Source organism: Alteromonas sp. ABH4_452 (assembly GCF_056311825.1).
The window spans coordinates 4,046,407-4,066,387 of the sequence record NZ_CM149973.1 but is presented as its reverse complement, the minus strand read 5'-3'; the positions used below and the strand labels follow the sequence as shown (position 1 = coordinate 4,066,387).

Sequence of the window (19,981 nt, the reverse complement as noted above, 5' to 3'; positions counted from 1 at the left end):
CAGTTAATAAACAACCAAATAGGATGTTAATTGGAGCGGCCTATAAGAATTAGCTGAGGCATTGGTATCACTTCAGCGCGGGATACCTATTATTCGTCTTAATCGAACATAACTTGTAACTTTTTGACTTTGGCGAGTGTCTTGAAAAAGCGTACAATGGCACCAAATTACGCAGCCCAGTGGGCATGTCTACTAGACAAGCCAGGCTGTAAACATAAAAAACTACACTGCAGAGTAAACTTTTTTGAATTTGTTGGCTCTTAAAAGTAAACTGTTCAGTAAACTTTATGAGTTATGTTTGTGAAGGCATAGAAATTGAATATGCACATCGCTCATACACTTTAATATTTTCTAAGTGGATTGATATTGCCGTTAAAAACGAAATTAATCCAGCGTCAGGGGTCGACATTTAAGTAACTATGGATCATTTAGTTGAAGTAGATAACCTAACCTTTAAACGCGCAGATCGCATCATTTATGATGGGATTTCATTGAAGGTACCTAAAGGCAAAATTACTGCGGTAATGGGGCCAAGTGGGATAGGTAAAACCACGCTGCTACGCCTTATTGGCGGGCAGTTAACGCCAGATGAAGGCGACGTAAAATTCGACGGCGATTCAATTGTCTCTATGTCGAGAAAGTCTCTTTACGAAACCCGTCGTAGAATGAGCATGCTTTTTCAAAGCGGTGCGCTATTCACTGACATGAGCGTGTTCGACAATGTGGCGTTTCCGCTTCGCGAGCATACTGATCTATCAGAAGACTTGATAGCTACTATTGTCGCTTTAAAGCTACAGGCCGTAGGTTTGAGAGGCGCCGCGCAATTAATGCCGAGCGAACTTTCTGGTGGAATGGCGCGCAGGGCCGCGCTCGCTAGGGCAATAGCGCTAGACCCCGATTTAATTATGTACGATGAGCCTTTTGCGGGACAAGACCCCATATCCATGGGCGTGCTGGTAAAGCTTATTAGAGAGCTCAATGATGCACTCAGCTTAACTAGCATTGTCGTGACCCATGACGTAACGGAAGTGCTGACCATCGCTGATTATATTTACATTTTGGCGGATAAACGCGTCATTGGTGAAGGTACTGCGCAGCAAATTAAAGAAAGTGATTCCGAATTGGTTCAGCAATTCTTAAAAGGTAAAGCAGATGGCCCGGTTCCATTTCATTACCCAGCGCCAGACCTGAAAGCAAGCTTTCTGGGGGCAGATAAATGAAGTTCTTCCAATCATTAGGCGCTAAAACTATAGGAAAAGTTACTGCGATTGGTCGAGCAGCACTCATGCTGTTTGGCGCACTCATCGCTGTTCCCCGAGTTAAAAATGTTCCGCTGGTTATCAAACAGCTTTATGTAGTGGGTGTTCAGTCGTTACTGATCATCATGGTTTCTGGCCTATTTATTGGCATGGTAATGGCGCTGCAAGGCTATACCATTCTAGTGGATTACGGTGCAGAGGGTAGCTTAGGCCCCATGGTTGCGCTTTCTCTTTTACGAGAACTTGGTCCGGTAGTCACCGCATTGCTTTTTGCTGGGCGTGCCGGGTCAGCGTTGACCGCTGAAATTGGCCTTATGAAAGCCACCGAGCAGTTAAGTAGTTTGGAAATGATGGCAGTAGACCCACTAAGGCGCATAGTTGCTCCTCGTTTTTGGGCGGGAATGTTAGCTATGCCTATGCTAGCCATTATCTTTAGTGCCATTGGTATTTTAGGCGGTCATTTAGTCGGCGTAGACTGGTTAGGTGTTGATGCAGGCAGCTACTGGTCAATCATGCAGTCAACCGTTGACTGGAATCAAGATGTTATAAACGGCGTAATAAAAAGCCTCGTTTTTGCCTTGGTTGTGACGTTGATTGCCATATTTAAAGGTTACGATTCTATTCCAACATCGGAAGGGATCAGCAAAGCGACTACCGAGACGGTGGTCTATTCATCATTAGCAGTATTAGGGCTGGACTTCGTGCTTACCGCCCTTATGTTTGGTATCGAGTAGGGGATTGGAATGAGTAAGTATAAAACGGAAGTCATGGTTGGTGTGTTTGTCATGCTTACGATAGGTGCTTTGTTATTGTTGGCACTTAAAGTTGCAAACCAAACGGTCGCAACAGAAGGCGATACCTATACGTTATACGCGAAGTTCGACAACATTGGTGGATTAAAGCCTCGCTCTGCTGTGAAAGTCGGCGGTGTAACCGTTGGTCGAGTGTCATCTATTTCACTAGATCAAGAAGATTTCACACCGGTAGTAGAGCTATCTATTTTAAATGAATACAACGGCTTTCCTGAAACAAGCTCGGTGTCTATTTTGACCTCGGGTTTATTAGGTGAGCAATACGTAGGTTTCCAGCCAGGGTTTTCTTTTGACGGTGTCGCCAATTTACAAGATGGTGATTACCTACAGGATACGAAGTCAGCGTTGGTACTTGAAGACCTTATCGGGCAGTTCTTATTTAACCGCGGTAGCGACGAAGACTAATCGCAACATAGCGACTGAGCGTATATAACGAAGTCGTCAATCAATTCCAGCGGCCTGATGAAACTAAATACCTCATTATCAGGTCTGCTTAAAAGAGTTTGAAGTTAGGAGAGTTATTTTGAAAAAGTTTATGGTAGCGATTGGCATCTTTATGTTGTCTGTAGCAGGCATAGCCAATGCGCAAGAAGTTAATGAGCAAAACCCCTATGAGTTAGTTCAGGATGTGGCTAACCGCACATTCGAGCGAATTAAAGCGAATCAGGCTGAAATTAAAGCTGACCCTGAAATGCTACGCACTATTATGGAAGAAGAGTTGGTGCCGCACATTGACTACAAATTCGCGGCATTTATGGTACTAGGTAAACATTTTAAATCTGTGCCTCAAGAAAAGATGGGTGAGTACATCAGTGTTTTCCGTCAATATCTGGTAACTACATATGCTGTAGCAATGGGCTACTACGACAATCAAGAAGTTATCTTTGAGCCTGAGTCTTCTTTTGATGACAAAAAATCAGTAACCGTGCGCGCGGTCGTTCAAGACCCAAGCCGCCCTGAAATTAAAATTGCGTTTAAAGTTCGTAAAGACAGTAAAACGAACGAGTGGAAAGCCTACGATATGGTTGCTGAAGGCATCAGCATGCTAAACAGTAAGCGCAGTGAGTTTGAATCAATTCTTCGACAAGATGGCATTGATGCAGTTATCGCACTAATGCGCGATAAAATTGGCAAGCCGGTAGAGCTAAAGCAAGGCGAGCCAATTGAAATCGAAGGAGAGGCTGAGTGAGCCTGTTCGAGGTAAATGATACAGGTAGAATAGTGGTTCACGGTCAATTAGACCGTGAAACGCTGTCGAAAAATTTTTGGGAAAGTTTGAGCGGCAACCAACGTAGCACATTGGTTAGTAATAAAAAGTGCCAAGTTGATTTAGGCGATGTGGAGCGTGCAGACAGTGCAGGTTTAGCATGGCTTATTAATGCTGTTAGGGATGCAAAGCAAAATGGTGTTAGCATGACCCTGTATAAAATGCCCGAGAAGCTACAAAAGCTTGCGAAAATTAGCGACGCGGATAGCTTTTTACCCGTAGAATAAACACCATTAAGCGAATTAAGAAGTAAGTTATGGAATTGTCTGAAATTGAAAAAATCTTGAAAGATGCGTTAGATCTTCACGAAGTCCACGTAAAAGGTGAAGGTTCGCATTTTAACATCATTGCGGTAAGCGATGCATTCAACGAAATGAGCCGCGTAAAGCGCCAGCAGGCAGTGTACGCGCCTTTAGCTGATAAAATTGCGGACGGCAGCATGCATGCGATTACTATCAAGACGTTTTCAGTAAAAGACTGGGAGCGCGAGCGCCAGTTCAACATTCCTCAATAATAGGCGCTGCTCGTGGATAAACTCGTAATTAAAAAGAGCCCTGCACTTAACGGTACAGTGCGTATCTCTGGTGCAAAAAACGCGGCATTGCCGCTGTTGATGACCAGCCTACTTACCGATTCCCCTTGTCGTTATACTAACGTCCCTCGTCTTAGAGACATTAATACCACCACTGCGCTTTTGCGTGAGCTTGGTGTAGAAGTAGCACTTCCCGCGCCTAACGATATTGTTATTGATGCAAGTACACTTGAAAGTGTGACCGCGTCTTACGACTTAGTGCGTACCATGCGTGCTTCAATTTTGGTGTTAGGCCCGTTGTTAGCTAAGCAGGGTAAAGCGAATGTGTCTTTGCCCGGTGGTTGTGCCATAGGTGCACGCCCTGTAAACCTTCATTTAACTGGCCTTGAAAAGATGGGCGCAAAGATTGAAGTAGACGAAGGCTATATCCGTGCTGAAGTTGATGGTCGTCTAAAGGGCGCTCGTATCTTTATGGATATGGTGAGTGTAGGCGCTACCGAAAACCTTCTGATGGCAGCAGCGTTGGCAGACGGCACGACTATTTTAGAAAACGCCGCGCGTGAACCTGAAATTGTTGATTTGGCTAACTGTCTTATTCAGATGGGCGCCAAAATCAAAGGTGCAGGAAGCGATAAAATTACCATTGAAGGTGTAGAAACCTTAAACGGTTGTGATTATGCCGTACTGCCAGATCGCATTGAAACAGGTACTTTCTTGGTAGCGGCTGCCGTAACCGGCGGCAAAATTCGCTGTACCCATGCAGCACCAGATACGTTAGATGCAGTACTAGACAAACTAGAGCAAGCTGGTGCGAAAATCACCTTAGGCGAAGACTGGATTGAGCTAGATATGGAAGGGCGTAAGCCTCAGGCTGTGCGTGTTAAAACTGCACCACACCCAGCATTCCCTACTGATATGCAGGCTCAGTTTGTTACCCTAAACTGCGTAGCCGAAGGTACAGGCGTAATTACCGAAACGATTTTTGAAAATCGCTTTATGCATGTGCCAGAGTTACAACGCATGGGCGCAGAAATCGCACTTGAAGCTAACTCAGCCGTGTCAAAGGGCAGCTCAAGCTTGAAAGGGGCGCCAGTAATGGCTACTGACCTTCGCGCCTCAGCAAGCTTAGTTATCGCTGGGCTTATCGCAGACGGTGAGACTCACGTAAATCGTATTTACCACTTAGATCGTGGTTATGAATCGATAGAAGAGAAATTGGGTGGCTTAGGAGCCATCATCGAGCGAGTTAAAGAGTAAACCTTATACCTTGCACAAGAAAAAGCGCCGCATTTTCCAATGCGGCGCTTTTTTATATATAAAAATTTACTACCTAATTTTTTCCCAGATGCTTTCTACAAGCGTTATAGAAGTTTAAGCGTTAACTGTTGGTAAATGCTACTAAGGCTATTGTCCCGCTCGGAGTTCTCCAACAGTTGCTGTCAGCGTAATGGATTGCCCATCGCGGCTAAGTTCAATTTCAAGCTCAGTACCAGGCTCTGTTTCAGCAATCATATCTAGCGTTTTAGAGGCGCTTTCTAAACGCACACCATCAATGGCTACTATGATGTCTCCAGGGCGAATACCAGCAATGTCGGCAGGGCTGCCTTTAGCTACCGCTTGTACATCAATACCTGGTCGGTTACGGTTCTCTCCGCCTACAAAGCCAAGCTGACCGCGCACAACTCGGCCATTACTTATAATTTCATCCATAACGCGCTTAGCCAGTTCATAAGGAACAGCGAAGTTAATTCCATCTACATTGCGTGCGCGATTGTTAGAATCTAGCACCTGGAAATTGGCGTTGGTGATACCCAGTAAAATGCCATTACTATCTACCAAAGCACCACCCGAGTTTCCTTGGTTTAATACAGCATCGGTTTGAATGAAATCCACATAGTTCGACAGGCCATTGCGACCTGCTCTACTTACGATCCCTTGGGTTATGGTTTGCCCCAAGTCGAAGGGGTTGCCTATTGCCATTACTACGTCGCCGACATGGGTATCGGGTTCTGAAACTTGAGGAATAATGTGCAGGTTGTCAGCCGTGACTTTCAATACGGCAAGGTCAGTGAGTGGGTCGGTACCTACAATTTGTGCTTCTAAAATACGACCGTCTTGCACTGCTACGTAAATACTGTCGGCATTGGCTACAACGTGGTGGCAGGTAAGCAGGTAGCCATTCTCTGTCATGATAACGCCAGAGCCCAAATTGGTACGCCCACGAGATTGATTTCGAAATAGACCTGAGCCGTTTTCGATACTAACACTATAAATGTTCACGACAGCAGGTGCGGACCGGCTCAACGCTGAAAAATAGCTTTCGCGACTGGCGCTAACAGATGGCTCATTAAAAAAGCCTTGGGCGAGCCCCTTACCTTGCCTAAGTTCTGGCAAAAAAATCAACAGTAGAGCCGCAACGGCAACGCCTAGGATGATAGATTTTAGTAAGAAGTTAAATATTGAGCGGCCAGTCACAAGTCACACTTATTGTTGTCTGTTGCACTTACTCCATACGTACCGTTATTGAGGTACTACTTCACAAATTAAAAGCGCAACAATCTGAATTTATCGTTATTAATGTAAAGGATATCACTTTATTCACTAAACTACCGTAATGAAGCGCAAATTTTGTGTAACTCAATACGACAGAAAAGATGCTTAGAAAGTAAGCTAATGTGGATAGGGCTAAGGGGATAGTTTAGCTCAATAAAAAACGGCGCTTTAAAAGCGCCGTTCAACATGTATTCCTGCTTAGGAATAAATAGTTTTGAGAACTGAGCTCTACTGTCTGATAACCAAGTAAAGGGTAGAGTTACCGCGTTTTACATTAAGTGCGATAACGCCTTTGGCTTCGTCTAGCGCGTTTCTGAACTCCGCAACCGTTGATGTGCGAACGCGGTTAACGCCAATGATCACATCTTCAGATTGAAGGCCGATACGCGCGGCAGGTGCACCACGCTCAATCTCAGATACGACTACACCAGCATTGCCAGCATCGTCTGTGCCATTAGACAGTGTGGCGCCTTCTAGGGCTGGGTGAATCTGAGCCGCAGTCACCGTGGTATCAGTAGCATCGTCTAATACAACGTCTACGTTCATTTTCTTGCCTTTACGCATAACGGTTAGCTCAACCTCTGCGCCAGCCCCCATACTCGCAATTTTTGCACGCAGTTCTTGGAAGCTGTGAAGTTTGCGACCGTTAATCGCCGTAATAATATCACCTGCTTGAAGACCGCCTTTCTCTGCAGCCGAGTCAGGCTGTACTTCGCTTACGAACGCACCAATATTAACTTCGGCATTCATAGCTTCAGCAAGGCCCGCATCAATATCACTACCTAGAATACCCAGAAGACCACGGCGTACTTCACCATATTCAGCAATTTGATCAACAAGGCTTTTCATCATATTGGCAGGTATAGCAAAACCAATACCCACGTTGCCGCCATTAGGGCCAAAAATAGCGGTATTGATACCAACCAACTCACCGTGAAGGTTAACTAATGCGCCGCCTGAGTTACCCCGGTTAATTGCTGCGTCAGTTTGAATGAAGTCTTCGTAACCGCCTATGTTTAAGCCTGAACGGCCTAAAGCACTTACAATGCCTGAGGTTACCGTTTGAGAGAGACCGAAAGGATTGCCAATAGCGACTACAAAATCACCAACCCGTAGTACGTCAGAATCGGCAAGCGGCAACGCTTTCAAATCATCCGGCTCAATTTTAAGCAAAGCGATATCACTTTGCTCATCAGAGCCCAACTTTTTCGCTTTGAACTCGCGTCCGTCTGTTAATTTAACGGTGATTTCGTCCGCGTTATCGACAACATGATTGTTGGTAACTACGTAACCTTTGTCAGCATCAATGATGACACCAGAACCAAGACCACGGAAAGGACGTTCTTGAACTTGCTCTTGCGGTGCACCAAAGAAGTAGCGAAACATTTCTGGTACGCGCTGTGTAGAAGTTTGCGTACCTTCCACTGCGATACTGACTACCGCAGGTGTCGCTTCTTCGAGCATAGGGGCTAAAGACGGCACTTCGTCTTTTGAATCAGAAAAGAACGGTAACGCCGCCTGCGTACTAGCAGTAAAGCCCAGTGAACTTACAACAACGGCAGACGCCAATAGACAATGGCGGAAAGACATTTTCATGTTCGCTTACACTCCTTCATGTTATATGCGACATAGCATGGTTTCACTAAAAGAGTCTGACGCTGGAATAAAGTTCCCGATGTTACTGTTTTTCTGCGTTATTCTGCTCAGAACCGCCGACGAACAACCCAGACCCTGTATTCGCAAAGTCTTTTGGTTGAGTATCAGAAACACGATTTACTTTAGACTTGTCAGTCCCTTTCAAATTATTGCGTAAATAGGTGGTAGCTTGCTCCCCATAAAAAGGAACTTTGCTGTCTTCTTCATCGCTGCCTTGTTCAAGCAGCATTTCGTATTCTTCTATCTGTTGTTTTAGCGTTTCACACTGACTCTCAATGCTTTCTAAGCTTTGACGAGTTTGATGTATATGATGCTGCGCCTGTTGTGCGAGGATCTCTTTAACTTGCTTCTCAGTTTGTGCAGCATTACCTGCGCCTTGCTTTTGTTGAAGAAAGCGACCAGCGAAAAAGCCAATAATTAAACCAACAACTAACAAAGCAAGAGATACTAACAATTCCATTATATTCTCCGAATAAATCTACATCGTGCAGCCGACCTTTCTTTCTACGGTCTAAAAGCTGCTTTCGACCATATGCTGAATATAGCAAGGTCAAACCCGAAAAGCGCATACATAGTTTCATTTATTCAGTGTATGTCGAATTTCAATGTGAGATTCTACCGTGATTTCCATTAAAATTAAGGTCATAATTGAGAAATTCAAGCAGGTCGGTGCAGCAAGCGCCGCTATTGACTTTTGTACGGAGTGGTTTCGGCGATGACGCCATGGGAAAAATATCAGCTAGATCTTCAGTCGTCTGATTTTCATTATGACGAGGCACAAGAAAATGCAGTTAAAGAACTTCAGCGTTTGTACGATGAACTGACCGAGCCCAAAAAGAAAATGACTTGGCGGGTAAAGTTAAAATCAGCATTTGGTAAAGGTCATGCCAAGCCAGGTATTCAAGGCATTTACTTTTATGGTGGGGTAGGGCGAGGTAAAACCTATTTAGTAGATACCTTCTACGATTGCTTGCCTTTTGAAAAGAAAATGCGCGTGCATTTTCACCGCTTTATGTATCGCGTGCACGACGAACTTAAGCAGCTTAAAAGCGAACAAGATCCTTTGAAGTTGGTGGCGGCAAAGCTGGCAAAAGAAGCACGAGTTATCTGTTTTGACGAGTTTTTCGTATCCGATATTACTGATGCCATGATTTTAGGCACGTTAATGGAAGAGTTATTTGGTCACGGTATTGTGCTGGTGGCAACCTCTAACATAGTGCCTGACGATTTGTATAAAAACGGATTGCAGCGTGCGCGATTCTTACCAGCCATCGACTTACTAAATCAGAATACCCGCGTGGTAAATGTTGATAGCGGTATCGATTATCGTCTAAGAACGTTAGAGCAAGCCGAAATTTATCACTATCCACTTGATGAGGAAGCCACAGAAAACTTACATAGCTACTTTTCTCAATTAGCGCCAGAAGAAGGCACCAAAAGCGAAGAAATTGAGGTGAATAATCGCAAAATACCAACGCTTAGAAACGCTGACGGTGTATTGATGATAGATTTTAAAGCTTTGTGTGGCGGGCCCCGTAGCCAGAGCGATTACATTGAGTTAAGCCGCTGTTATCACTCGGTGCTTTTAGCCAATGTTATGGAAATGGGCCAGCATAACGACGATGTGGCGCGCCGCTTTATTGCTATGGTAGACGAGTTCTATGAGCGTAACGTGAAACTCATCATTTCGGCAGAAGTTGCGCTGGAAAGCCTTTATACCGAAGGGCTACTTAACTTCGAGTTCAGACGCTGCCTTAGCCGCTTAAAGGAAATGCAGTCACACGATTATCTGGCAACCGAACATCTACCGTAAGCCAAAGTGTGTGGGGTCAGAGTACATTTACGCCTAATGTGAACGTGAGAGCACTGTGCTTACATCCTTTCCGAGGGGATTCACATTGGTATTAGAGAGAAATTAAGGTAGAATTTCGCACAATTTTTCTGTGTCGCCAAGTCAGCGTTTAGTTTGGGAAAGGTTGCACCTAGCAATTTTTGCAATGCCTCGTTTCGCATTAACTCCAAATAAGACAAAGCGGCGCAGCCTGATAAAAGGTTCAGGCAAATAGTACCCCGATAAAACCCAACGCAGCATTTCTAATTGCGAGAAAGAGAATTTTAAGATGGGAAGAGCATTCGAAGTTCGTAAAGCCGCCATGGCAAAAACTGCCGGCGCAAAAACTAAGGTTTATTCTAAGTACGGTAAAGAAATTTACGTGTGCGCAAAAAATGGTGGTGCCGATCCAGACACTAACCTTTCACTTCGCCGCCTGATGGAAAAAGCGAAGAAAGACCAAGTACCAAGCCATGTTATCGAAAAGGCGATTGATAAAGCTGCTGGTGGTGCTGGTGAAGACTTTCAGCCTATGCGTTACGAAGGCTTTGGCCCGGGTAACTGTATGGTTATTGTTGACTGCTTGTCTGACAATGCAAACCGCACTATTACTGAAGTTCGTAACTGCTTCACTAAAACTAATGCCAAGCTAGGTGCGCAGGGTGCGGTATCGCACATGTTCGATCACCAAGCGGTATTCCAGTTTGAAGGTGACGACGAAGACGCCATTTTAGAAGTGCTAATGGAAGCAGACGTAGACGTAACTGATGTTGAAGTTGAAGACGGCAAAGTGACGGTTTATGCGCCGCATACTGAATTCTATCAAGTAAAAACAGCGCTAACAGAAGCTTATCCAGATATCACGTTCATTGCCGATGAGATGAGCTGGATGCCTCAGACTGAAACTGAGATCAGCGAAGAAGATATGCCGATGTTTGAAAAATTCATGGACATGCTTAATGACTGTGACGACGTACAAGACGTTTACCACAACGCGATTACGCCGAGCAGTAACTAAAAAGCGCAAACCCCATGAACAAAAAACCTCGCCAATGCGAGGTTTTTTTATGTGCTCAAACGTTTAACGGCGTTTAAAGATAAACCGTTTCGTACTTTATCGGCGCTAACTTTTTCAAAATACGATTTTCCTGTTGATAGGTAAGGCCTACATCGCGCATAGCGCCTTGAACATACTCTACCAAAATATAGAATTCACGTTCTTTGATGTTGAGACCTTTGTGAGACTCTAGCATTGATTTACCATCGTACTCGCAAGGCCCGCCAATAAGCTCACAGGTTTGCAAAACGAGTTGGTCGCGTAGATGCTTTTTTGGCACCCCTTTAAAGTAGTGACCAATTACAGGGTCAGTGTAAATACGGGTGATAGCCACACCAAAGACAGTGTTCAGCGTTTTATGGCCGCCAATTTCATCATACAGACTTTGCTTTTCAGTACTTGCACAACCACAAAGTAAAATGTTTAGTAGCGCTAGTGCTGCAATAGGAATACATTTTAACACCTTCATAGGTGGTATCTCCCCATTAAAAATTGCCATTTACCGTTAGGTAGAAGCCACTTGAGCTCTCTTGCAGCGGTAAGTTACCTAAATCTACATAGGCAGCGGTAATTGAAATAGACTTATTTGGAAAGTAAGCAATAAAAGCATCAATAACCGTGTCCTCTTCGGCTAGCCCACCTAACCGATTCGTTTGCGTTCGAAACTCAGTGCCAATTGCCGTGGTGGGGCTGATTAATACTGCAACGGAGCCTTCCCACTCAACTTTTTCACTGTCGTTACCTTCAGTTCCGAAACCCAATAGACCAAACACATTTGCCTTGGTGTACCTAGCGGTTAAATTAGTGAGTAAATTATAGCCTGACGGTATGCCTAGCCATAATTTAGTCGCCGAAAGGTAGATGTCAGTACCGCTGTCGTCCTTCGCACCTAACAGTAAAGGTACTCCTATTTCAGGAAGTGGAACGGTGCCATCTGGTAATGAAAGCGAACTATCAACATCTCTATTTTTCTTGTACTGGGCGCCTAAAGCGATTTGTGGGGCCCATGAGTTTTGGGTAAAAACGCCATCACCGAACAATTTAACTTTTGCCCCCACAATATCTTGCTCGATAGTTGTACTGTTGGCATTGGTCACCGCGCCTTCAGTCAGTAGCGCAAAAACATTGCTGGTTAACCCGGCTGAAATATCTAGACGCTGACGCTGTACGCTAATTTCCACTCGGTCAAAAAGGCTTATGCCTGCACCAGCGGTAGTGAGAGAGTAATCGTTAAGGCTTAAGTATTGCACATTGGCAGAGTAGCTGACTTCTTCTTTACTCGTGTATCCGCTAATAAATGCCCAAGGGGTTATGCCGCCACCTGCGGTGCCTTCAAAGCCGGTAATTCCGCCCGAGGCGATTAAGCGAGAGCCGCTGTCTGCTAACGCGAACGATGAAGTAAAGAATAGCGGTAGCAGCAAAAGCCTTTTCATAACAAAGTCCTAATTTTATTTTGTGTGATTTTTTCCATTAGTCCAAAGCATAGCGGCTAGACAAATAATTGTGAAATTATTGATAAGACTACTAAACTAAAGCAGCTTAATAGTCCGATTACCGATACCCACCGGGGAATAAAACGCTTACTTTTCTCAACGTTAAGCGCAGCAAGGTTTGTAATGCCGTAGTACAGAAGTACCGTAAGTGCACTTAATGTCCACGCAAATTGAATACCTCCCAAGGCAACGATTACAGAAATAACGGCAAAAGTAGCCCAGGTTGCAGCGGGCGCAGATTGATTGTCGTTACTTAGTTTGCCAAACGTGTTGGGTAAATCACCTCGTCTACCCATGGCTAAGATTACCCGCGACACTCCTAATAGTAGATTTAAGATGACCCCACACATGGCAGTGATGCCTCCGAAGAGTACAATTTTCTGCCAAATACTATCAGGTAATAAATAAGCGATGTTGTAGTTATTACTGACAAGTTGCCCAGTGTCGATGCGCAGAATGGCTAGCCCTAGTAGAACATAAAGCAGGCTGATGATGGTCAGGGTAATAACCACAGCTCGGGGGATATTGCGTCTAGGAGCAATAATCTCTTCTCCCATGGTGGCAATGCGTCCATATCCTGTGAATGCGACAAACATTAAGGCCGCGGCGTGAGAAACAGATAGCCAAGAGACCTCTAGGTGCTCATGTACCGTATTATCGTTTCCAGTGACCTGATGTGATGCGGTGCGAAGATCTAAAGACAATGCAGCGATAATGAAGGTTAGCAGCCCTGCGACACTAATAAGGACAAGTAAAGTATTGAGCCAGTTGGTACGTCTAACACCATTTAGCACAAGAAAGGTAAAAAGTAGTAACAGCCCAATTGACAGTGCACTTACAAAAACAGTGTTTAGATTTACTGTAGAGGGCATAACATGTTCGAAAACGTGTAAAGTAAACACTGTGACAGCAAGCGCAGCGGTGGCTGCCGATGCGCTTTTCGCTACCACAAAAAGCCCGCCTGCTAGTTTTCCACTAATCGGGTTAAGGTAGCGATAGCCATATTCATATGTCCCTCCGCTTACAGGGTGTGCAGCGGCAAGCTGCGCAGATGATAGCCCGTTGCACAGTGCTGTTAATGCGGCTATAGCTATGGCGAGTACTAAAAAATGTCCAGCGAAGGTTGAGCTTAGGCCAACACTGACATAAGCGCCCGTGCCTAAAATTGAGCCTAGCCCGATTACCAATGCGCCCCACAACCCTGTGGTTTTTGAAAGCATGGTGTGAGTGTTTTGTGTCATTAAATATTGAACCCCGTTTAAAAGATGGAAGGCTGCGCCGAGTAGGAATCGAAGCTGAAAAATGTGATAGTGTTAGTCCATCGACGTATCTCTTTTCTCATGGAAACAGATATTTGGTGAAATTTTTGACTGAGCTAATTGTATTAATGCAAACGTTTACCTATGCGGTCAGCGTTTTTGTCAAATCGTTCCAGTTAAGCGGTTTAGACAAGTAATAACCTTGTGCCCAATCACAGCCACTGTCTTTTAGATATTTGAGTTGTTCTTCAGTCTCAACGCCTTCAGCGATTACACGTAGCCCATACAACTTGGCTAAATTCTGTATGATCATAACCATTTTTTGTCTGGCTTCTCGCTCAGAGAATAAATCATTCACAAATGAACGGTCTATTTTCAAGCAGTCAGCAGGGTAATTGATCAATTGGCTAAACGCAGTGTACCCGGTTCCAAAATCATCTAACGCTAGTGATACTCCTAGTGCTTCTAACGCTTCTAGCGTTGCTATACAGGCGGTATCTCCTGCAACAAAAGCGGTTTCTGTTACTTCAAGCTCAATGTATTCGGGCGATACTTTGTAGGTTTCCAGTAAGGCTTTAACTTGGGAAGGGAAAAGTTCGTTATGTAACTCTACACCAGAAATATTGATACAGATTTTTCCGTTAAAGCTATGTTCCGACTGCAGGTGAACGAGTGCCCTTAACGCATTATTGATGACCCAAAGGTCGATATCTTTTATAAGCCCAGTTGCTTCCGCGACAGGGATGAAGCGATCTGGGCCTATTCCTTTGAGGTCTGGCGTATGGCACCTAAGCAAGGCTTCAACAGCAACTATCGAGCTATTTTGGCAGTCGTATATTGGCATAAATGCTAAAGAAAATTGTTCTTCACTTAACGCGCGCTTAAGACCCTGCTCTATTTGTTGGCGATCTCGTAAGCTATCTGCAATATCTTGTGTAAAAAATCTGAAGCAATTCTTACCACTGTGCTTTGCGTTATACATGGCAGCATCAGCGTGGTTAATCAGGTCTGAAGGTTCAGTAGCATCGTCTGGGTAAACAGCAATTCCTATGCTCGCATAGGTCATATGCTTTATACCATCAACTTCAAAGCCCCCATTAAACACCTCTAAAATACGTGAGGCGACGGTTGCCGCATCTATAGGTTCTTTGATGTTAGGCAATAATACTACAAACTCATCCCCAGCGAGCCTAGCTAGACTTTCTGAACTACTTTTGAATACTCGATCTGTTGAGCGAATCGCTTCCCAAAGGCGTTCACTAAATTTGAGTAACAAGCGATCTCCCGCTTCATGACCATATTGATCATTTACTTGCTTAAAATTATCGAGGTCTATGTATAACAACCCTATACGCTGTTTGTCTTTTTTAGCCCGGCTTAGCATTCGATTTAAATTTGTTTTAAAACTCCAGCGATTAGGTAGACCTGTTAATGTGTCGTAATAGGCCATCTGACGAATATCGTCATCGTGAAGCTGCATGATGGTTTGGTACGATTGTTCTTCAGACTTCAACGCCGCGAGACATATTGTATTAAGAGCCAGTGTAGTAAGGATAAAACGAATAGATTCAACAAGTGTGTAACTAGTTACTAGCAACGCAGATAATGGTGTAAATAACAGTAAAGTGCTAGTCACAGTGAAGAGAGTAAATACAGCGACTGCAGGCCAAAAGCGGTTGATAAAAAGATTAATTGCAGCAATGGGGTAAACCCAAAGTAAACCCGTATTATCCTTACCCCCCGTAATCAGCAGGGTCATTGATAGAGTAAATAAAATGCCGCTTAAAACAATAGCTGCGCGTTCAACATTATTGCTGCGCTTTAATAGGTAAAGGTTAAATAACCCAACTGCCGCGTTGGCAAGGAGGATACTACCTAACAGTACAGACCCATCGTATAAACTGAATCCGCCTAATGCACATAAAAAAATAACGCCAATGGTGGTCAGAACATAGCACAGTGTGTAACGCCTACTTTGGCGTACTGCCCTCATTTCTTGATGTCCCGCAGTGGTTTGTTGAGATGATGAAGTGGTTGTCAAGGTTACCTAGGATCCATGGTAAGAATATCGGCTTTTAGGCTTCTAAGAATCTAACTGGCGAAAAATTACAATTATCAAAATAATAGACCACAAAACTAAGCAATTCAAAATGAAACAAAGTGCGCTACCTAATTGCGCTGGAATTACAACGACCACTTAGCTTAGCTGTATAAACCTTGAACGAATTTTTACAATGCCAGTTCAGTTTCAAAAATATTTTGAAACTGATTCATTTTTTATCGGGCTTATCATTGAAAAGCTGGATCTATACCATACACACAACTTTTGAGTTTTCCCCCTTTTAATGTTCTGAGGAGTTAGTTGTGTCTCATCCAATTATTGAAGATTTAAACAAGCGTTATACGGTTAAGAAGTACGATGCAAACAAACGCATCTCAGCGGACGACCTTGCTACCATTCTTGAAGCTTTGCGTCTATCAGCGTCTTCTATCAACTCTCAGCCTTGGAAGTTTGTTGTAGTAGAAAGTGACGAAGCGAAACAGCGTTTGCACGATAGCTTTGAAAATAAGCATCAGTTTAACCAACATCACGCTAAAGAAGCATCGCATACTATTTTATTTGCCTACGACCCGAAATTCACCAAAGAAAAATTCGTTAAGCGTGTAGATGCAGAAGTCGCTTCTGGTCATTTACCTGAAGATATGCGTGAAAACTTTATGGGGGCTTATGCCTTCGCTGAAGCGAACACCGATGAAAACGGTAACAACGCAGCGTGGACTAAAGCGCAGGTTTATCTTGCGCTCGGCAATGTAATGCATGCGTTGGCTCGTTTAGGCATTGCGTCTACACCGATGGAAGGGGTTGACCCTGATATGTTAGGTGAACTGTTCGCTGACGAGCTAGATGGTCATATTTGTGAAGTGGCACTGGCTATGGGTTACCCTGACACTGAGCAAGACTGGAACCATGGCTTACCTAAGGCCCGCTTGCCAAAAGATGACGTAATTGCAGTAGTTTAATCCTTATAGAACAGCCAGCTGTTTTAAGTATAAAATGTAAAAGAGCGTCTTTAACGGCGCTCTTTTATTTGCAATACTGGTGCAATCTGGCGTTGAAAATATTCTGTTTGCCCCCATCTCACTGGCTTGTCTGAAATCGTATTGTTAATAAAACCAGCCTAAATATCGTGCACGCTTTTATAAAACGCTTTTACCCTTCTTCGTTTACGCCGTTTCTCGTGGCGTGGGTATTGTCGTATCTAATTGTTAGCACGGGTTTTCAGACATCTGATGTAGCGAGTAATGCTGAAGTTACATCGCAATCTCCGCTGGCCAAGTTTGTTCACAGTACACAAAGCTACTCTCTTAGGTTTAGCACAACCAAACTAACCGATGATAAAGGCGAAAAGCTTACCGACGCAGAGCCGCCAGGTTTAATATCGGCATCGCTAAACTTTGCTTTTTACAACGTGTCATCCACCAAGGTGCCATCAGCAGGCCCTTTCTTTACTGATAAAACGTGGGTAAAAGCGAGCCCTCGAGGTCCACCTTCCATCCTGAGTTAACTCTTTTACACGCGCTAACGTGAAAGCAAAGCTTCTTTGCTTCTCGTTCAAGCGTTTTAAAACTTAATTATTCAGGATTTAAAATGGCACGATTTTCATTTCGTGGCTTTGTGTATGTGCTCATCGTTATGCTCGGTTTACTGAGCGCTGCGCCCAACATATTGCCACAATCAGTTAAACAGCAGTTACCTTCGTGGTACACCACATCAACACTATCTCTAGGCTTAGATTTACAGGGCGGATCGCATCTACTCTTAGCCGCAGACACCGGCGCCTTGTTTGAGAAACAACTAAGCAGTTTTTCCAGCGATGTACTTAGCGAATTACGTACCCAAAACGTACGCTATACCAGAACATCTCACTCGCTTTCTTCAAAGGCGAGTAGTGAAGATAGTACTGGAAGCGTTGTATTTACTTTGCGCAACGCAGGCGATGCTAGAAAAGTTAAGGATGTTGCCTATCAAATTTCAGCTCAACCGAACGGAGCAAGTGCACTTGATGTTGCAGTAAAGCAAAACACTGTCACTCTTACACTTAACGAGCTCTATTCAGAGCAATTGATTAAAGACACATTAAGCCGAAGTGTTGAGGTTGTAAGGAAGCGTTTAAACGAAACGGGGCTTACTGAGCCCAGTGTTACCTTACAGGGTAAAGATGCGATTTTAGTGCAGATGCCGGGTATGTCTGACCCAACCCAGGTTAAAAAGCTACTGGGTACTACAGCACAAATGACCTTTCACTGGGCGGCAAACAGCCAGTCTGAACAGGTAATGAGCAAGCAAGATGCAGCGGGTAATTCCTATCGCTTAGAACAAAAAGTGGCGCTAGAAGGCGAACATATCACTGACGCGGCCGGTGTTTTAAGTAGCGAAACCGGTCAGCCGGTAGTGACGTTTCGATTAGACAGCGCAGGTGCAAAGCAGTTTGCAACTATGACCCGTGACAACATTGGCCGCGTGCTTGCTATTGTTCTTGACGATAAAGTGGTGACCGCCCCGGTTATTAACAGCGTGATCCCAGGCGGTCGTGGAGAAATTACCGGTAACTTTACGCTGCCAGAGGCTGGTAATACCGCATTAATGCTTCGCACTGGTGCGTTACCTGTGCCCCTTAATATTATAGAAGAGCGTACGGTTGGGCCTGATTTAGGTAGCGACGCTATTCAAACCGGTGTAGAAAGTGGCATAGCAGGTGCGTTGCTAGTTTTAGCATTTATGGTAGCGATTTACGGCAGGTGGGGGGCTATTGCAAGCTTTGCTCTGTGTATAAACATGGCATTGGTGTTTGGCGCGTTAACCTTATTTGGCGCAACACTGACTCTACCGGGCATTGCAGGCTTGATTCTGACGATGGGCATGGCGGTAGATGCGAACATTTTGATTAATGAACGTATTCGTGAGGAAAGTAAAAAAGGCCGTCCGTCAGCCAGTGCAATAGAAGTGGGCTTTGAAAAAGCTTTCGCGACAATAGTAGATTCAAACTTCACTACGCTCATAGCGGTAAGCTTGTTGTTTATGTTTGGTAGTGGGCCTATCAAAGGGTTTGCCATCACCATTGCCCTTGGGCTTGTATCTTCAGTATTTACTGCGGTTGCCTTAACTAAAATGTTGATGTTAAAAGCGGTTAAGTTGAAAAAAAATCGCACGCCCATGCGCTTCTCGTCGCCGCTACTGCGGTTGAGTGATAAGCTAAGCGGTATCAATTTTCTGGCTAAACGTAAAGTTGCATTAGCTATTTCGGTAGTGCTAACAGTGCTCTCAATTGGTTTATTTGCCAAACCAGGTTTACATTATGGTGTCGATTTTACCGGCGGCACCATGATTGAGTTGACCGCACCAAGCCTTTCTACCGACGAGCTGCGCAATGTCATTGAAAGTAATGGCTTTGATCAGATAGCAATTCAAGAATACGGCAGTGAGCATCACTATTTGTTGCGAGCTCCTGTTCTAGATAGCGGTGGCGAGCTTGAAAATAGTAATGCAAAGCAGACTGATGCCCTAAAACGTGCGATTTCACAGGCTGACGAGCAGGTAAGTTTTGATAAGATTGATATGGTTGGACCGAAAGTCAGCGGAGGCTTCGCAGAGCTATCAATTCTTGCGCTACTTATCGCTGGTGGCGGCATGTTGGTGTACTTGTGGGCGCGTTTTGAAGCGCATTTCGCTACTGCAGCACTGCTTACCGTGTTACTGGATTTAACCAAAACCATAGGCTTTTTCGCGTTAACCGGTATCGAGTTTAACTTAACCGCAGTAGCAGCGTTATTAGCGCTTATTGGTTATTCAATTAACGATAAAGTGGTGGTACTTGATCGCATCCGTGAACTATTGCGTTTAGACCCAACCAAACCTTTAGCAAGTACTATCAATGAAGCTGTGAACAGCACATTAAGTCGCACGGTATTTACGTCCGTCACTACGCTGCTGGCCCTGTTGCCAATGGCTTTATTTGGTGGTGACGCAGTAGAAAGTTTTGCAGTGCCTATGGTTTTCGCTGTCGTAATTGGCACGTCTTCAACCTTGTTTATCACCTCTACATTATTGTATTTGTTCGGGAGTAGAAGAGAGAAACAGGGGAAAGCACAGTTAAAGCCCACTGCGGAAGAAATTAAGGCTTCGTTGTCGCACATCCCTTAGGCGACAAGAGTTCCTTAACTTTATTACCCCTGCCGCGTTTTTGTACCTCAATACTTTGGC

Annotated in this window: 19 protein-coding genes; 12 read left to right on the top strand and 7 right to left on the bottom strand. The window is 44.4% G+C overall.

Annotated elements, in window-relative coordinates; translation table 11 throughout:
* The first annotated feature begins 419 nt into the window (after positions 1 to 419).
* From mlaF to murA, 7 genes are all read left to right on the top strand, one after another.
* Positions 420 to 1,220: a phospholipid ABC transporter ATP-binding protein MlaF gene (gene mlaF / locus ACYX4N_RS17425; RefSeq protein WP_476054940.1), complete on the top strand. Its 801-nt coding sequence runs from the start codon at positions 420 to 422 to the stop codon at positions 1,218 to 1,220.
* The gene (gene mlaE, locus ACYX4N_RS17420; RefSeq protein ID WP_476054939.1) at positions 1,217 to 1,993 is read left to right on the top strand and encodes a lipid asymmetry maintenance ABC transporter permease subunit MlaE; all 777 of its coding nucleotides are present in this window, start codon (positions 1,217 to 1,219) and stop codon (positions 1,991 to 1,993) included. Before mlaF ends, mlaE begins: the two co-directional genes overlap by 4 nt.
* A gap of 9 nt (positions 1,994 to 2,002) precedes the next feature.
* Positions 2,003 to 2,476 (top strand): outer membrane lipid asymmetry maintenance protein MlaD, encoded by a 474-nt coding sequence (gene mlaD, locus ACYX4N_RS17415; RefSeq protein WP_012517348.1) that lies wholly within the window; start codon positions 2,003 to 2,005, stop codon positions 2,474 to 2,476.
* 118 nt (positions 2,477 to 2,594) lie between these two features.
* Positions 2,595 to 3,260, top strand: coding sequence for an MlaC/ttg2D family ABC transporter substrate-binding protein (locus ACYX4N_RS17410; RefSeq protein ID WP_474853736.1), 666 nt, complete (start codon positions 2,595 to 2,597; stop codon positions 3,258 to 3,260).
* Entirely contained in the window at positions 3,257 to 3,565 is a 309-nt protein-coding gene (locus ACYX4N_RS17405; protein ID WP_118490198.1) for an STAS domain-containing protein, read from the top strand. Before ACYX4N_RS17410 ends, ACYX4N_RS17405 begins: the two co-directional genes overlap by 4 nt.
* A gap of 29 nt (positions 3,566 to 3,594) precedes the next feature.
* Entirely contained in the window at positions 3,595 to 3,852 is a 258-nt protein-coding gene (locus tag ACYX4N_RS17400) for a BolA family protein (protein WP_012517351.1), read from the top strand.
* A gap of 12 nt (positions 3,853 to 3,864) precedes the next feature.
* Complete coding sequence (gene murA, locus ACYX4N_RS17395) at positions 3,865 to 5,127, top strand: UDP-N-acetylglucosamine 1-carboxyvinyltransferase (protein ID WP_476054937.1); 1,263 nt, start codon at positions 3,865 to 3,867, stop codon at positions 5,125 to 5,127.
* Between the two features lie 147 nt (positions 5,128 to 5,274).
* On the opposite strand, the gene ACYX4N_RS17390 is transcribed toward murA, so the two are convergent.
* The 3 genes from ACYX4N_RS17390 to ACYX4N_RS17380 form a co-directional block, all read right to left on the bottom strand.
* A complete protein-coding gene (locus ACYX4N_RS17390; protein WP_179982451.1) occupies positions 5,275 to 6,345 on the bottom strand; it encodes a trypsin-like peptidase domain-containing protein in 1,071 nt (356 codons plus the stop codon).
* A gap of 306 nt (positions 6,346 to 6,651) precedes the next feature.
* Positions 6,652 to 8,013 carry a DegQ family serine endoprotease gene (locus ACYX4N_RS17385; protein WP_474809327.1) on the bottom strand — a complete coding sequence of 454 codons (1,362 nt, stop codon included), beginning with the start codon at positions 8,011 to 8,013 and terminating at the stop codon, positions 6,652 to 6,654.
* A gap of 88 nt (positions 8,014 to 8,101) precedes the next feature.
* Complete coding sequence (locus tag ACYX4N_RS17380) at positions 8,102 to 8,539, bottom strand: ZapG family protein (RefSeq protein WP_118490195.1); 438 nt, start codon at positions 8,537 to 8,539, stop codon at positions 8,102 to 8,104.
* Between the two features lie 255 nt (positions 8,540 to 8,794).
* On the opposite strand from ACYX4N_RS17380, the gene zapE reads away from it, so the two are divergent.
* Both zapE and ACYX4N_RS17370 read left to right on the top strand, forming a co-directional pair.
* The gene (zapE, locus tag ACYX4N_RS17375; protein WP_476054936.1) at positions 8,795 to 9,892 is read left to right on the top strand and encodes a cell division protein ZapE; all 1,098 of its coding nucleotides are present in this window, start codon (positions 8,795 to 8,797) and stop codon (positions 9,890 to 9,892) included.
* A 307-nt stretch (positions 9,893 to 10,199) separates the two neighbouring features.
* Complete coding sequence (locus tag ACYX4N_RS17370) at positions 10,200 to 10,928, top strand: YebC/PmpR family DNA-binding transcriptional regulator (RefSeq protein WP_024015752.1); 729 nt, start codon at positions 10,200 to 10,202, stop codon at positions 10,926 to 10,928.
* Positions 10,929 to 11,001: 73 nt separating this feature from the next.
* Here the strand turns inward: ACYX4N_RS17370 and ACYX4N_RS17365 are convergent, their stop codons facing one another.
* The 4 genes from ACYX4N_RS17365 to ACYX4N_RS17350 form a co-directional block, all read right to left on the bottom strand.
* Positions 11,002 to 11,436: a group I truncated hemoglobin gene (locus ACYX4N_RS17365; RefSeq protein ID WP_476054935.1), complete on the bottom strand. Its 435-nt coding sequence runs from the start codon at positions 11,434 to 11,436 to the stop codon at positions 11,002 to 11,004.
* A 16-nt stretch (positions 11,437 to 11,452) separates the two neighbouring features.
* Complete coding sequence (locus ACYX4N_RS17360) at positions 11,453 to 12,400, bottom strand: DUF3034 family protein (RefSeq protein WP_476054933.1); 948 nt, start codon at positions 12,398 to 12,400, stop codon at positions 11,453 to 11,455.
* Positions 12,401 to 12,456: 56 nt separating this feature from the next.
* The gene (locus tag ACYX4N_RS17355; RefSeq protein ID WP_476054931.1) at positions 12,457 to 13,701 is read right to left on the bottom strand and encodes an APC family permease; all 1,245 of its coding nucleotides are present in this window, start codon (positions 13,699 to 13,701) and stop codon (positions 12,457 to 12,459) included.
* A 160-nt stretch (positions 13,702 to 13,861) separates the two neighbouring features.
* Complete coding sequence (locus ACYX4N_RS17350) at positions 13,862 to 15,760, bottom strand: putative bifunctional diguanylate cyclase/phosphodiesterase (protein WP_476054930.1); 1,899 nt, start codon at positions 15,758 to 15,760, stop codon at positions 13,862 to 13,864.
* Positions 15,761 to 16,083: 323 nt separating this feature from the next.
* Between ACYX4N_RS17350 and ACYX4N_RS17345 the strand changes: the two genes are divergently transcribed.
* The 3 genes from ACYX4N_RS17345 to secD all read left to right on the top strand — a co-directional run bounded on the left by ACYX4N_RS17345 (position 16,084) and on the right by secD (position 19,921).
* On the top strand, positions 16,084 to 16,740 hold the full coding sequence (locus ACYX4N_RS17345) for an NAD(P)H-dependent oxidoreductase (protein WP_476054929.1): 657 nt from the start codon (positions 16,084 to 16,086) through the stop codon (positions 16,738 to 16,740).
* Between the two features lie 230 nt (positions 16,741 to 16,970).
* On the top strand, positions 16,971 to 17,285 hold the full coding sequence (locus ACYX4N_RS17340) for a hypothetical protein (protein ID WP_476054927.1): 315 nt from the start codon (positions 16,971 to 16,973) through the stop codon (positions 17,283 to 17,285).
* A gap of 83 nt (positions 17,286 to 17,368) precedes the next feature.
* Positions 17,369 to 19,921: a protein translocase subunit SecD gene (secD, locus tag ACYX4N_RS17335; RefSeq protein WP_476054926.1), complete on the top strand. Its 2,553-nt coding sequence runs from the start codon at positions 17,369 to 17,371 to the stop codon at positions 19,919 to 19,921.
* The last annotated feature ends 60 nt before the right edge of the window (positions 19,922 to 19,981 follow it).

Excerpts from the sequence above, each read along its gene's own strand:
- ACYX4N_RS17360 (WP_476054933.1), bottom strand. The coding sequence starts at position 12,400 with ATGAAAAGGCTTTTGCTGCTACCGCTATTCTTTACTTCATCGTTCGCG.
- mlaF (WP_476054940.1), top strand. The coding sequence starts at position 420 with ATGGATCATTTAGTTGAAGTAGATAACCTAACCTTTAAACGCGCAGAT.
- mlaE (WP_476054939.1), top strand. The coding sequence starts at position 1,217 with ATGAAGTTCTTCCAATCATTAGGCGCTAAAACTATAGGAAAAGTTACT.
- ACYX4N_RS17355 (WP_476054931.1), bottom strand. The coding sequence starts at position 13,701 with ATGACACAAAACACTCACACCATGCTTTCAAAAACCACAGGGTTGTGG.
- ACYX4N_RS17365 (WP_476054935.1), bottom strand. The coding sequence starts at position 11,436 with ATGAAGGTGTTAAAATGTATTCCTATTGCAGCACTAGCGCTACTAAAC.
- ACYX4N_RS17380 (WP_118490195.1), bottom strand. The coding sequence starts at position 8,539 with ATGGAATTGTTAGTATCTCTTGCTTTGTTAGTTGTTGGTTTAATTATT.
- mlaD (WP_012517348.1), top strand. The coding sequence starts at position 2,003 with ATGAGTAAGTATAAAACGGAAGTCATGGTTGGTGTGTTTGTCATGCTT.
- ACYX4N_RS17385 (WP_474809327.1), bottom strand. The coding sequence starts at position 8,013 with ATGTCTTTCCGCCATTGTCTATTGGCGTCTGCCGTTGTTGTAAGTTCA.
- ACYX4N_RS17400 (WP_012517351.1), top strand. The coding sequence starts at position 3,595 with ATGGAATTGTCTGAAATTGAAAAAATCTTGAAAGATGCGTTAGATCTT.
- zapE (WP_476054936.1), top strand. The coding sequence starts at position 8,795 with ATGACGCCATGGGAAAAATATCAGCTAGATCTTCAGTCGTCTGATTTT.
- secD (WP_476054926.1), top strand. The coding sequence starts at position 17,369 with ATGGCACGATTTTCATTTCGTGGCTTTGTGTATGTGCTCATCGTTATG.
- ACYX4N_RS17370 (WP_024015752.1), top strand. The coding sequence starts at position 10,200 with ATGGGAAGAGCATTCGAAGTTCGTAAAGCCGCCATGGCAAAAACTGCC.